8 protein-coding genes are annotated in these 13,538 nt (G+C 72.7%); 4 read left to right on the top strand and 4 right to left on the bottom strand.

What is annotated here, in order from left to right; translation table 11 throughout:
• The first annotated feature begins 47 nt into the window (after positions 1 to 47).
• On the top strand, positions 48 to 1,190 hold the full coding sequence (locus RUR49_RS09685) for an alpha/beta hydrolase family protein (protein ID WP_409146147.1): 1,143 nt from the start codon (positions 48 to 50) through the stop codon (positions 1,188 to 1,190).
• A 117-nt stretch (positions 1,191 to 1,307) separates the two neighbouring features.
• On the opposite strand, the gene RUR49_RS09680 is transcribed toward RUR49_RS09685, so the two are convergent.
• Positions 1,308 to 1,745 carry a hypothetical protein gene (locus RUR49_RS09680; protein WP_409146146.1) on the bottom strand — a complete coding sequence of 146 codons (438 nt, stop codon included), beginning with the start codon at positions 1,743 to 1,745 and terminating at the stop codon, positions 1,308 to 1,310.
• 372 nt (positions 1,746 to 2,117) lie between these two features.
• On the opposite strand from RUR49_RS09680, the gene RUR49_RS09675 reads away from it, so the two are divergent.
• Entirely contained in the window at positions 2,118 to 2,456 is a 339-nt protein-coding gene (locus RUR49_RS09675) for a hypothetical protein (protein ID WP_409146145.1), read from the top strand.
• A gap of 105 nt (positions 2,457 to 2,561) precedes the next feature.
• Here the strand turns inward: RUR49_RS09675 and RUR49_RS09670 are convergent, their stop codons facing one another.
• Positions 2,562 to 2,753 (bottom strand): hypothetical protein, encoded by a 192-nt coding sequence (locus RUR49_RS09670; RefSeq protein ID WP_409146144.1) that lies wholly within the window; start codon positions 2,751 to 2,753, stop codon positions 2,562 to 2,564.
• Between the two features lie 129 nt (positions 2,754 to 2,882).
• Entirely contained in the window at positions 2,883 to 3,791 is a 909-nt protein-coding gene (locus RUR49_RS09665; RefSeq protein WP_409146143.1) for a cytochrome b/b6 domain-containing protein, read from the bottom strand.
• Positions 3,792 to 4,112: 321 nt separating this feature from the next.
• Here RUR49_RS09665 and RUR49_RS09660 point away from each other — a divergent pair, with 321 nt between their 5' ends.
• Both RUR49_RS09660 and RUR49_RS09655 read left to right on the top strand, forming a co-directional pair.
• Entirely contained in the window at positions 4,113 to 6,149 is a 2,037-nt protein-coding gene (locus RUR49_RS09660) for an autotransporter assembly complex protein TamA (RefSeq protein WP_409146142.1), read from the top strand.
• Positions 6,150 to 6,240: 91 nt separating this feature from the next.
• Positions 6,241 to 12,291, top strand: a complete 6,051-nt coding sequence (locus tag RUR49_RS09655; protein WP_409146141.1) for a translocation/assembly module TamB domain-containing protein — start codon at positions 6,241 to 6,243, stop codon at positions 12,289 to 12,291.
• A 107-nt stretch (positions 12,292 to 12,398) separates the two neighbouring features.
• Here RUR49_RS09655 and RUR49_RS09650 read toward each other — a convergent pair whose 3' ends face one another.
• Entirely contained in the window at positions 12,399 to 13,427 is a 1,029-nt protein-coding gene (locus RUR49_RS09650) for a P1 family peptidase (protein WP_409146140.1), read from the bottom strand.
• Between the last annotated feature and the right edge of the window lie 111 nt (positions 13,428 to 13,538).

Raw genomic sequence — 13,538 nt, 5'->3', positions numbered from 1 at the left:
CAACGACGGCCGCCATCCGCCAGCGCGGCCGCAGGAGGAGACGCCGCATGACCACCGCCGCCGAGGGCCGCGCCATCCAGTCCGACGAGAACCCGTTCTTCGTCACGCCGAAGGGCTTCTACCGCCGCTGGGCGTCGATGCTCGACGACCACACCGAGCTGCAGACCCTCGTCGACAGCCTGGAGGCCTCCACCGAGGACAAGTGGGTGCCGGTCTGGCGCGCCGCCGGCCGCCGCCACGAGAACATCGGCGACGCGCTGGAGGCCCAGAAGGACTATGAGGCCGCCCGCCGCGAGCACCTGATCGCCAAGACCTACTACGCCATCGGCCGCTTCCCGTGGGAGCTGTCGCCGCTGAAGCGCGAGATCAGCGCCGACTGCGCCCGCGCCTTCCAGAAGGCGAACGCCCACCTCGATCCGCCGGTGCAGGTCGTCGACATCCCCTGCGAGGGCAAGACGATCCGCGCCCACTTCCGCGCCCCGAAGGCGACGAAGCCGGTCGGCGCGGTCTTGATCATGTGCGGCTCGGACGTGTTCAAGGAGGACCGCGGCTGGGCCTCCGACATGTGCATCGCGGAAGGGCTCGCGGCCCTCGTCATGGACGCCCCCGGCACCGGCGAGAACCCGTTCCCGTGGGATCCGGCCTCGGTGAAGGCGTGGATGGCGGCGGTCGACTGGATGGCGGCGCGTCCGGAGGTCGACGGCAACCGCATCGGCGCCTTCGGCATCAGCCGCGGCGGCTACTCGGTGCTGCAGCTCGCCGGCGCCTATCCGGAGATGATGAAGGCGGTCGTCGCCTCTGCCGGCCACCCGTTCGGCTACGAGCTGACGCCGGCCGAGATGGACTGGGTGGTGGAAGGCCGCAGCCGCCGCTCGCTCTTCGTCTACGGCCCGCCCGGCAGCGAGCCGGCCTTCCCGAAGTGGTCGGCGGAGAAGGAGAACGAGATCTTCCACAAGTGGTCGCTGAAGTCCCTCGGCCTCGTCGACCGCATCACCATGCCGACGCTCTTGATCAACGGCAAGGAAGACATCCTCGCCCCGATCGGCAACATCTACTACATGCTGGAGCATGGGCCCGTGACCGGCCGCGAGGCGCGCATCTACCCCGACGGCGGCCACTGCGCGTTCAAATACTACAAGGAATGGGCGCCGGCCTCGTTCAAGTGGCTCGCCGACAAGCTGTCGCGCTGACGCTTCGCGACCGGCTGCAGCCGGTCGTGCAGGCATCCTGAGACCCACGGCCGCCGGGGACACCCCCGGCGGCCGTCGTGCATTGCGGCGGCCCCTCGGGCCGGGCAGCCGGTTCGGCTACTTCGGCTTCGGCTCCTTTCGGCACGAGACGATCTTCGCCTCCACCGGGATGAGGATGTTGTCGATGACCACGCCACCGCCGCCGGTCTTCGACTTCGGCGGGGCAAAGCCGATGTTGAAGAGGCCGAAGACGGTGCCGCCGCTGGCAAAGCCGCCGGCGAGTTCGACGAAGCTGCCGTCCTGCGCCACCGACGCCGCGCCATAGGCGGGGCCGACGCCGTCGAAGCGGCCGCTGAGCTGCTGGAAGGTGTTCGGCTTCTGCGGCAGCTTGCCCTTGAACTGGAAGAACAGGCTGACGCCCTCGCCAGTGACCTGGATGCAGGTAGCCGCCAGCGCCGGTGATGCTGCGGTGGCGAAAAGGGCCGCCGTCGCGATGGCGACAGTGGCGAGACGATACCGGCCGCGCCCCGGCCCGGTCGTGCAAGGTATCCGCATCGTTGCCTCCGTGGTTTCTTCCAGCCCCCCTCGGTCGAACTATGCGGGAGTTCTGCGCTTATCGAACGCTCGATGCCCCCGCTTCACACGGACGTGACAGCTCGTCTCCCGTGTCGCGTGTCTTTTTCCCGACGAGATTGAGGGGGCGGAGCAGATCGAGCCGTCAGGGCGCAGGTGGCCGATCGGGGCGGTCGCGATCGGGGTCATCGACGCGACGCTCGGTCACCGTCGCTGGACGCATAGCAGCTATCCCGCATTGCACAATTCCCTCTGTTGCAATGCAGCAGGCCGAACCCTAACTTGTGGTCTCCCGGGAAGACCCGGCTTGCCGGCCGCGTTTGGTGGTCGGACAGCACCTCGGAGACAAGACCCATGCGCACGCTCCTCGGCGCGCTCGCCCTCATCCCCCTCACGCTCACCGCCATCGCCCCGGCCACCGCCGGCGAGCCGATCCCGGCCGCCCACCGGATCGACCTCGGCGACGTGCACGGCGTCGCCTACTACTCGATGGCGCCCGAAGGCCTGAAGGTCGTCGCCACCCTCGGCGCGTCCTCGGACACCTCGCCGGTCCGCGTCGCCGCGACCCTCGCCCCCGCCCAGCGCATCGGCCTGTCTGTGCCCGGCGCCGAGGGTACGGCGCCCCGCGCCGTCGACATCGTCCGCGACGGCGACCGCATCGTCGTCATGGTGTCGGAGCCGCTGTCGAACTGATCCCGCGCCTGCGAGCGGAGAAATCGAGCATGGGCCGCCGCGAGGCGGCCCATTTTCGTTAGGCTCCCGGCCGCCGCGAGGCGGCCCATTTTCGTTGGGTCTCGCCTATTGCGGCACCGGATTGCGCGGCAGCCGCTCGACGGTGAGGGCCTCCGGCCAGCCGACGTACCTCTCGATTCCCGCGATGGCGAGGGCCGCAGCCACGACGATCGCGATGATCAACATCCGGCGCGGCGATGGCGGCCGGCGAATCCACATCGCGAGCCGCGGCAGCAGGCGGAAGATCAGGCGCTCCATCGGGGTGGCTCCTCCGGGCTCGCGCGGTCGCGCCGGCTGCAGGGCGTCGAATGCAAGACGTCGAATGCAGCACGTCCAAGGCAGGACGCCTCGCCTCCGTGCATCCGGACCGTCGCGGCGCTGCTGGCCTCAGGCCCTGCCTTCGCGACGGCGCTCCTTGCGCTGGGCGCGCTTCTGGAGCTTTTTCTGCGCCTTCTCTTCGTCGGCCTCGTCCGGCTCCGGCTCGGGCCAGCCGGCCGGCGCCTCTGGCGGCGCCAGCGCAGCCGGCGGCGGGGCCACGTCGACGGCCTGTGGCCGCGGCGCAGCGGCCGGAGCGATGCCGGCCGAGGCGGCGGGGGCCACCGGCCGAGGCGGCGCGACAGGCTCGGCCTGCGGGGCACGCCGGCCGGTCACCATGTCGTAGAGCAGGTTCTCGCCGCGCACGACGCTTGCATAGAGCACGTGGACGATGTGCAGGACGACCAGCCACAGCGCCAGAAGCGACAGCGTGCCGTGCACGCGCTTGATCCAGCGCCCCGGCTTGACGTCGGGGTGTTCGGCGCCGGTGTCGATCGAGGCACGGTCGGTGCGCGGGATGATGGTCATGCCGCCGTCTTCGCCGAAGCGGGTGATCGCATTCGGCACGGGCTCCGGCACCGACCCGATGAAGGCGGCGAGCGGCCCGTCACCGTGGCGCTGGGCGAGCGTGACGACGCCGGCGACAGAGGCGAGCACGATCGAGACCAGCATCGAGACGGCGAGCAGCGAGCCGATCGGCCCGAGCCCGACGTGGCGGATCGGGCGGGCCCGCAGCAGACCCATCAGATCTTCATAATAGGCGCGCGGCGAGGACATAAGGTCGGCGAAGCGCGAGCGAGCGGGGCCAACCAGGCCCCACACCAGCCGCCACACGACATAGGCCGCGAGCGCATAGCCGACGCGGGTGTGCAGGGACAGCGGCCGCCCGGCGGTGACATAGGCGACCAGGAAGGCGAGCGCCCCTCCCCAGTGCCCGATGCGCACCAGCGGGCTGAACACACGATCGGTCTCAGTCGCCATCGAGCCTCCGTCCGGCGCCGCTTCCGGAAACAACGCACCGGAGGCGGCGCGGCAGGGTTCGCACCGTCGACGGGCGGGTGTCAAGCCGCGTCGCTGGACCAGACAACCGCGGAAATCCGGGCCGAAGGGCGGGGGTCGGGCCGGTGTGGCGGCAATGCAGCAGCATGGTTACCAACCGTTAGGCATAGGCAGCGGTTCTATTCGAGACTCGGCAACCGCATGGTCTATCGGCTAGTTTCCCACCCGAAGGACTGCGGCATGGTCGCCGCATCCCCCGGTTGCGCGGCGGACCCCGAAAGGGCGGGCCACGGCGGAGGTGCATTGGGCGTCGAGGCGAGTGGCCCCCCGGCAGCGGGCGGTGGAGCGACAGGTGGGCGGCATCGGGCCGCGCCCCCGCGCCGGAGCTCCGCTTCGGCGACGCGCCCGCTCGCGCTCGCGGCAGCGGCGTCCACGGCTGCCCTGCTCACCGCCCTCGCCGCATCCACCGCCATCGCCCAGACGACGCCGCCGCCGGCCGCCCCGCCGGCCGCCGACACCCCCGCCCCCACCGACGGCACGGCGACCAACGGCAACGGCCAGGCCGCGACGCGGCGACGGGTGCAACTGACGTTCACCGTGACCGGCGGCACGCCGGAGCTCGAGGAAGCGCTGCGCCGCGCCTCCGCCCTGGTGCCGCTCGAGGCCGACGGCGCCCCCGACGGCGACACCATCTTCCGCGCCGCGCTGTCCGAGGCGGACCGGCTCAGGGCCGCCCTGTTCGCCGAGGGGTACTACGCCGGCATCGTCGAGATGCAGGTCGCCGGCACCACGCCGGCCGACCGCGACAGCCGCAACGCCATCAACGCCGCCTTCGCCAGGGGCGACATCAAGGTCGTCGTCACCGTCACGCCGAACCGGATCTTCCACTTCGGCAAGCTGGTGGTGGTCGACGAGCCTGGCGGTGCGCCGCCGATGGTGAACGTCGCCGACACCGGCATCTTGCCGGGCGCGGTGGCGAAGTCGACCGAAGTGCGCGCCGCCGACGCCAAGCTGCTGCTGGCGATGCAGAACAACGGCTACCCGCTGGCGCGCATCGTCGACCGCGATGTCGTCGCCGACCACGAGACGAAGCTCCTCGACGTCACCTGGGTGGTGGAGGCGGGCGAGCCGGCCCGATTCGGCCGCATCGAGGTGCGCGGCGCCAAGGACGTGAACCCCGAGTTCATCGAGCGGATGGTCCCGTTCGAGGAGGGCGAGCAGTTCCGGCCCGGCCCGCTCGAGGAGTATGCCAAGCACCTGCGCGATCTCGGCACCTTCGACGGCGTGCGGGTGGTGCCCGGCGATGCCGTCGGGCCGGACGGCACCATTCCGATCATCGTCGAGGTGAACGAGCGCAAGCCCCGCTTCGTCGGTGCCGCGGCGTCCTGGTCGACGACGGAGGGCGCGCTGCTGTCGGCCTGGTGGGGCCACCGCAACCTGTTCGGCAACGGCGAGCAGATCCGCATCGAGGGCAGCGTCTCGCGGCTGTTCCTCAACGCCTATGACGACCTGCAGTACAAGGCCGGCTTCACCTTCACCAAGCCGGCGATCTACACCTTCCGCGACACGCTGGTGGTGGCCAACTATTTCGTCCGCGAGACGCCGGACGCCTACACCCGCACGGGCTTCGATTCCGATATCTCGGTGCTGCGCAAGTACGGCGAGGAGCGCGAGTACTCGCTCGGGCTGTCCGGCACCGTCTCGCGCGTCGACGACGCCTTCGGCAATCACGAATACGCGCTGATCGGCGTGCCCGCCATCGCCCGCTTCAACTACACCGACAACCGCCTGGACCCGACCGAGGGCTGGCGGCTGCTGGTCGGGCTCGAGCCGTCGTTCGGAAAGATCGGCGACTCGTCGGCGATGGTGCAGGCGAACCTCACCGCGTCCGCCTACTATCCGCTCGATGCCGACCGCCGCTTCGTCGCCGCCGGCCAGGTCATGCTGGGCTCGATCATGGGGCCGGACCTCGAGGACGTACCCGCCAACAACCGCTTCTATGCGGGCGGCGGTGGCACGATCCGCGGCTACGGCTTCCAGTATGTCAGCCCGCGCAACGGCAAGGGCAAGATCGTCGGCGGCCGCAGCCTCGCCGTCGCCAATCTCGAACTGCGCGCCAAGGTCACCGACACCATCGGCATCGTGCCCTTCGTCGACATCGGCGCGGCTTACCGCTCGGAGTTCCCCGACTTCGCCTATTCGCCGAAGGTGGGCGCGGGCATCGGCCTGCGCTATTTCACCGGTGTCGGCCCGATCCGTCTTGATGTCGCATTTCCGTTGCAGAAGGTGAAGGATGACGGACCAGTGGCCATCTACCTCAGCCTTGGCCAGTCCTTCTGACGGAGGGGCGGACGGGCGCGGTGCGCCCACGCCGCCCCCGCCCTCTCCCTCCCGCCGCCGGAAGCCGCTCGCGCTGCGCATCGCCGCGCGTGTGCTCGTGGTGTTGCTGGTGCTGGTGGGGGCTGTCGCCGCGATCGTAGCCTTCGCCCTGTTCACGTCGCCCGGCCGGCAGGGGCTGGTGGCGCTCGCCGAGCGCTTTTCGCCGTCCTTCGGCTATCCGGTGACGATCGGCGGCTTCTCCGACGAGGGCCTCGGGGCGCTGCGCTTCACGAACGTCACGGTCGGCGACGGAACCGGTCCCTTCGTCGAGATCGATACGCTCGCCCTCGACTGGCGGCCGTCGGCTCTGTTCGACCGCACCGTCTCGGTCGACCGGCTGGCGCTCGGGCCGACGCGGGTGTTGCGGGCGCCGCAGTCGGAGCCGACGCCCGACCAGCCCTCGTCCGGCCTGCCGCTGCCGCTGCCGGTGGCGATCGACGTGCGCACCCTGGAAGTGGCCGGCGTCGCGCTCGATCCGGCGGTGGCCGGCGAGGCGCTCACGGTGGCGGCGAACGGCGCGCTCGCCGTGCCGCGCTCGCTGCAGGAGCCGATCACCATCGACCTCGATGCGATGGTGGAGGGTCGCCTGCCCGGCCGCGCTGTCGTCGATATCGACTATCGCCCCGCCGACGACCACCTGACCGCCGCGGTCGACCTCACGGCCCCGGCGGGCGGCGTCATCCAGCGGCTCGCCGGACTGTCGGGCGACCAGCCGCTGACGCTGCGCTACCAGGGCGACGGGCCGCTGTCGGCCTGGGAGGGCACGCTCGACGTGGCGCTGGGCGCGACCGCGCTCGCCCGCGGCAATACCCGCATCGAGGAAATCGCCGCGGGCCGGCGGGTCACCACCGGCCTCTATCTGACCCCTGCCCCGGTGCTGCCGGCAGAGTACGCCGCGCTCGCGGGTGACGCCGTGCAGGCGGCGATGGTCGTCGTCGTCGAGCCGGGCGGTGTCCTGGCCATTGAGAGCGCCAGCGTCTCGGCCGCCGCGGCGTCGGTGATGGCCCAGGGTCGCATCGACCCGGACGCCGACACCATCGACGTTGCCGCCGAGGTCGAGGTTGCCTCCGCCCAGGCCTTCGCCGGTCTACTCGACATCCCGGCGACCTGGAATGGCGGCCACGTCAACGCCCGCCTCACCGGCCGCCTCGCCGACCCCGACATCGCCGCCACCGTCCGCGCCGACGGCGTCGCGGCGCTCGGTCGCGTCACCGCCGGCAACGTCGACGTCACGGCGACGATGACGGCGCCGCAGCCCGGGACCCTCGGCATCGGCGGCGCCGAACGCACAATCGTCTTCGAGGCCTCGACCGCGAGCGTCGGCCTCGACGGCGCGCCGATCTCGTCAGAGGCGGCACCGCGTGTCTCCGGCGAGGTCCGGCTCCCGGCCGACGGCACCATCGCCTTCTCGGACGTCGTGCTGGACGCGCTCGGCGCGCGCCTCGCCCTCGACGGCACCACCAGCGCCGGTGCGGTGGATGCGGATGCACGCCTCACCGTCGCCGACCTCTCCGCGCTGTCCGGTCTCGCCGGCGTGCCGCTCGCCGGCAGCGTCGACCTGACGGCCGATGTCGACGCCGCCCTCGACGGCAGCCGCGCCGCGGTGACGCTCGACGGCGGCGCGCAGGCGCTGTCGGCCGGCATTCCCGAACTCGAGGCGCTGATCGGCACATCGCCTACCGTCTCCGCCGCCATCGCCTATGACGGCACGAGCCTTTCGATCGAGCGCCTCGACGTCGCCGGCGGCGTGGTGACGGCGACCGGCAGCGGCCGGATCGGCGGCAGCCCCGACGACGCGCTGACGGTCGATCTCACCGTCAGCGATCTCGCCCTGGTCACGCCGACGCTGACGGGCGCCGCCCGCCTGGAAGCAACCGCCACCGGCGATCCGACGGCGCCGCGCGTCGCCTTCCGCCTCACCGGCGACCAACTCGTCGCGGCCGGCCATGCGCTCGACGACTTCGCCGCGACCGGCGATGTCGACCTCACGGTCGCGGGCACACAGTCCGGCACCGTCGCTCTCGCCGGCGCCTCGCGCGGCCAGCCGATCACCGGCACGGTGCGCTTCGCCCGCACCGGCGAGGACATGAGCCTCGCCATCGACCGGCTCGACTTCGTCGGCCTGACGGCGAGCGGCACACTGGCACAGAGCGCCGCCGGCATGCCCTCCGGGCAGTTGTCGCTGACGGCGACCGACCTCGCCCCCGCCGCCGCGCTCGCCGGCCTCGTCGCCTCGGGCGGCCTCGATGCTACGGTCGATATCCCGGCTGGTGAGCCCGGCGTCGCCCGCATCACCCTCGCGAGCCCGAGCCTGACGGTCGAGGGCAACACGATCGCCGGGTTGTCGGCGCGCGGCACCGTCGCCGGCCTGCCCGGCACGCCGTCGATCGACGTCACCGCCGACATCGCCGGCATCGAGGCGGCGGCCCTGCCGGGCGTCGCACTGCTGCGGGAGTATGCGGGGCTCGCCGACGGTCAGGTGATGACCGTCCGCTACCAGGGCTCCGGCGCGCCGGAGGACCTCGACAGCCGAATCGACGTGGCGCTGGCCGGCACGCCCGTGCTCGGCGGCACGGCGACCGTCGCGGCATCGGACGCCGGCACCCGCGTCACCGCCGACCTGGCGCTCACCGCCGCGTCGCGGCTGCCGCCGAATCTCGCCGCGCTCGCCGGCGAGACCGTGCGGGTGTCGCTCGCCGCCGTCGCGGCGCCGGACGGAACGGTCGCCATCGAAGCGGCCAACGTCACTGCAGCGGCCGGCACCGTCGCCGCGCAGGGCAACCTCAACCCTGGCGCCGACAGCATCGACGTCACCGCCGACATCACGGTTTCGGACTCCGCCGCCTTCGCCGGCCTCGTGCCCGCCGCCACGAGCTGGTCCGGTGGGCGCGGCACCGCACACCTCACCGGCAGGCTCGCCGATCCGGACGTCAAGCTCGATGCCGTGGTCGACGGCGTGGCGAGCGCGGACCGGCTGACGGCCGAGCGCGTCACCGTCGCCGCCACGTCGACCGCGCCGGCCGAGGACGCCGCAGACACTGTCGGCCGCGAGGCGACCTTCACCGTCACCACCGAAGGCGTCACCGTCGGCGGTAACCCGGTCGAGGCGGACGCGGCGCCGCGGCTGTCGGGTGCGGCGACGCTGAACCCCGACGGCGGCGTGACACTGCGCGACGTCGCCCTCACCGGCCTCGGTGCCGACGTGACGCTCGCCGCCACGACCACCGCCGAGGCGGCGACGGCGGACGGCCGCATCCGCGTCGCCGATCTCGCCTATCTCTCCGGCCTCGCCGGCCAGCCGCTGACCGGCGCGCTCGACCTCACCGGCACCCTCGACGCCGCCCTCGACGGCTCGCGCCTGTCGCTCGCCCTCGACGGCGGCGCCACCGGCTTCTCGGCCGGCGTGCCGGAGGTCGAGGCGCTGCTCGGGCCGACACCGACGGTGGACGCGGCGATCGCCTATGACGGCGAGACGCTGACGATCGATCGCCTGCGGGTTGCCGGCGGCGTCATCACCGCCGAGGGCAAGGGTGCGCTGGGTGCTGCGAACGACACCCTGACGCTCGACCTCGCCGTCACCGACCTCGCCCGCATCACGCCGACGCTCGCCGGTGCCGCCCGCCTGACCGCCACGGCGACCGGCGATGCGCTCGCGCCGAACGTCGCGTTCCGCCTCGCCGGCGACGGGCTGGTGGCCGCCGGCAACCGCCTCGACGGCTTCACCGCCACCGGCGACCTCGACCTGACGAAGCCCGGCGCGCAGTCGGGGACGGTGGTGCTGACCGGCTCCTCGCAGGGCCGTCCGATCGCCGGCACCATCCGCTTCGGCCGCGATGCGAACGGCGAGCGGCTCGACATCGAGCGCCTCGCCTTCGTCGGCCTCACCGCCTCGGGCGCCCTCACCCGCGGCGCGGACGGCATTCCCGCTGGACGCCTCAACGTCGTCGCCACCGACCTCGCTCCGGCGGCGGCACTCGCCGGCCTCGTCGCCTCGGGCGGGCTCGAGGCGAACATCGAGATGCCCACCGGCCGCCAGGGCCCGGCCCGGATCACGGTGGCGTCGCGGCGGCTGTCGGTCGCCGGCAACACGGTCGCGAACCTGGCTGTGAACGGCAGCATCACCGGCCTGCCGGCGGCGCCCCGCGTCGACCTCACCGCCACGGCGGGCGAAGTGGTGACCGGCGGCACCGCCATCAGCAACCTCCGGGCGACGGCCACCGGCGCCCTCGACGACGCCAACGTGACGGCAGACGCCCGCGTCAACGGCCTCGCCGTCTCCACCGCCGCGCGCGTGCAGCGCCGCACCGACGGGGCGATCGACGTCGCGCTGTCGCGGGCATCGGCGAGCGGAAACGGTGCCGAGATCGCGCTCTCCCGCCCGGCCACGGTGCGGGTCGATGCGAATGGCGGCGTCCGCGTCGATGCGGCGCTGGCCGCCCGCGGCGGCGGCACGGTGACGGTGACCGGAACCGTCTCGGCGCAGTCGCTGTCGCTGCAGGCGCGGCTGCAGCAGGTGCCGCTGGCGCTGGCGCGGCTTGCGAACGCCGAGCTTCCCGTCGCCGGTACGATCAGCGGCAGCGCCACCATCAACGGCACCCCGGCGGCTCCGCGCGGCAACTACGACCTGACGCTCGCCGGTCTCTCGTCACCGCAGGCTGCCGGTCTGCCGCCCGTCGCCGCCCAGGTGCGCGGGGCCGTCGAGCCGACGCGGGTGACGGTGAACGGCACCGCCACCGCCGGCACCTCGACGCGCCTTACGTTCAACGGTGCGGTGCCGCTCGGCGCCGGCCAGATCGGCCTCACCGTCAGCGGCAACACCGACCTCGCGCTGGTCGAGCTGTTCGGCCTGCCGCCGACGATGGACGTCGGCGGGCGGGCGACGCTGGACGCCCGGATCGCCGGCACGACGGCCGCACCGGCCGTGACCGGCACGGTGCGCATCAGCGGCGGCTCCTTCGCCGACATCACCAACGACCTGCGCATCGAGGGGATCGCCAGCGAGATCCGGCTCGACACCCGCACGGCGCGCATCGCCTCGTTCTCCGGCCGCTTCGCCGACGGCGGCACGCTGACGGTGACCGGCTCGATCGGCCTCGACGCGAACGCCGGCTTCCCGGGCGACCTGCGGGTGGCCACCCAGCGCGCCGTCGTCCGCAACGAGCCGATCGCCCGCGGTATCGTCGATGCCAACGTGACGATCACCGGCCCCCTCGCCCGCGCGCCGGTGATCGGCGGCACGGTGCGCCTCGACCGCGTCGAGGTGACGATCCCCGACCGGCTGCCGGGCAGCGCCACGACCATTCCGGTGACGCACACCAACGTGCCGCCGGAGCGCCGCCAGTTCTTCCCGCAGCCGAATCCGCGTGGCCCCAACGGCCGGGCCGCCCCGCCGCCGCCGCCCTTCGACGCCCGCCTCGACCTGACGGTGACGGCGATCAACCAGATCGTCGTGCGCGGCTCCGGCATCAACGCCGACTTCGGCGGCAACTTCCGCATCACCGGCACGACACGGGCGCCGGTGGTCAACGGCGGGCTCAGGCTGCGGCGCGGCATCGTCGACATCATCGGCCAGCGCCTGACGATCACCACCGGCACGATCTCGTTCGCCGACACCCTCGATCCGATCCTCGATCTCGAGGCGACGACGCGCTCGGGCAGCTACACGGCGATCGTCTCGATCACTGGCCGCGCCTCCGCCCCGGTGATCCGCTTCTCCTCGGTGCCGCAACTGCCCGAGGACGAGGTGCTGTCGGTGATCCTGTTCGGGCAGTTGTCGGCGGGGCTGAACGCCGGACAGGCGATCGCGCTCGCGGAGGCCGTCGCCTCGCTCACAGGCGCGCGCAGCGGCGGCCTCCTCGCCGGGCTGCGTTCGCGGCTCGGCGTCGATCGCCTGGGTGTCGTCACCGACGCCAACAACCGGCCGGCGATCGAGATCGGCGGCTACGCCACCGACAACGTCTTCGTCGGCGTGCAGCAGGGCGCAGGCGCCGACTCGACGCGGGTGAAGGTGCAGGTCGACATCACCGACTACCTCAACGTCCAGGGCCAGCTCGGCGCCGACGGCTCGTCGGCTCTGGGTGTGGGCGTCGAGGTGGATTACTGAGGGGGACGCTCCCCCTCTCCGCTGTGGTTCTCCCTTCTCTCGCTTTGCGGGAGAAGGGAAAGGCGCGCTGCCCTCACTTCGGGCCATCGAGCCCGCACGTCTCCCCCTCACCCCTGCCCGAACGCCCTCGCCCACGTCGGCCACGGATCGCCGTCGGCGGGCGTCGCGCTGAACACGCCCCGCGCCACGGCGCGCGCCATCACCGCGGCGGCGGTGGCGCCGAGCTCGAGGAAGTCCGTTGCCGCGGTGCCGAGCGGCTGGCGGGCGGTCGAGAGGGCGAAGATGGTGTCGCCGTCATAGGGCGTGTGCGAGGGCCAGAGGGCGCGGGCGAAGCCGTCGTGGGCCATCACGGCGAGGCGGCGGGCCTCGGCCTTGGTAAGGGCGGCGTCGGTGGCGACGAGGCCGATCGTGGTGTTGGCGAGGGAGGAGACGGCGCCGAACTTCGTGCGGATCGCCCGCGCCGCGGCCGGGATCGGCGACGGCCAGCCGAGGCCGCCGAACTCGTCATCCTCCTCGAAGGCGGCGGCCCAGAAGTGCGGGCCGTCGCCGATCGTGGCAGCCCCCAGCGCGTTCACCGCGACGATGGCGCCGACGGTGATCCCGTTCGGCAGCACCGCCGAGGCGGAACCGAGGCCGCCTTTCAGGGCGCCGCCGTTTGGGCCGGAGACGCTAGCGCCGGCGCCGGCTCCGATCGTGCCGAGCGGGAAGGCGCCGGGGGCGAGGTTCGTTGCGGCCTGGTAGCCGAGTTCGCGGTAAGGGGCGTAGCGGCCCCACGTCTTGTCGCCGCCGTTGAGGAGGTCGAACAGGATGGCGCCGGGCACGATCGGCACCACCGCCTTGCCGATCGAAAAGCCGCGGCCGATCTCGGCAAAGCGCGCCTGCACGCCGCCAGCGGCGTCGAGGCCGAAGGCGGAGCCGCCCGACAGCACGATCGCGTCGACCGCCGGCACCGTCTGGTCGGGGGCGAGGAGCTCGGTGTCACGCGAGCCCGGCGCGCCGCCGAGCACCATCACCGAGGCGACGGCGGGCTGGTCCGGCACGATGACGGTGACGCCCGACTTCAGGCGGACGTCGTCGGCGTGGCCGATGGAAAGGCCCGGCACGTCGGTGATGAGATTAAGCGGTCCCGGTCGCACGGCGGTCCTCCGGTGGCGAATCCCGGAGCGCAGCCTCCCCCGTGGTCGTGAAAAAGAGAAGCCCCGGCGCGAGCGCCGGGGCTTCGGATCTTCGACTTCTACAGGTCCCGG

It is taken from the genome of Pseudoxanthobacter sp. M-2 (assembly GCF_046156265.1).
Taxonomy (GTDB): Bacteria; Pseudomonadota; Alphaproteobacteria; order Rhizobiales; family Segnochrobactraceae; genus CAMDHY01.
This window is presented reverse-complemented; position numbering and strand designations above follow the sequence as displayed.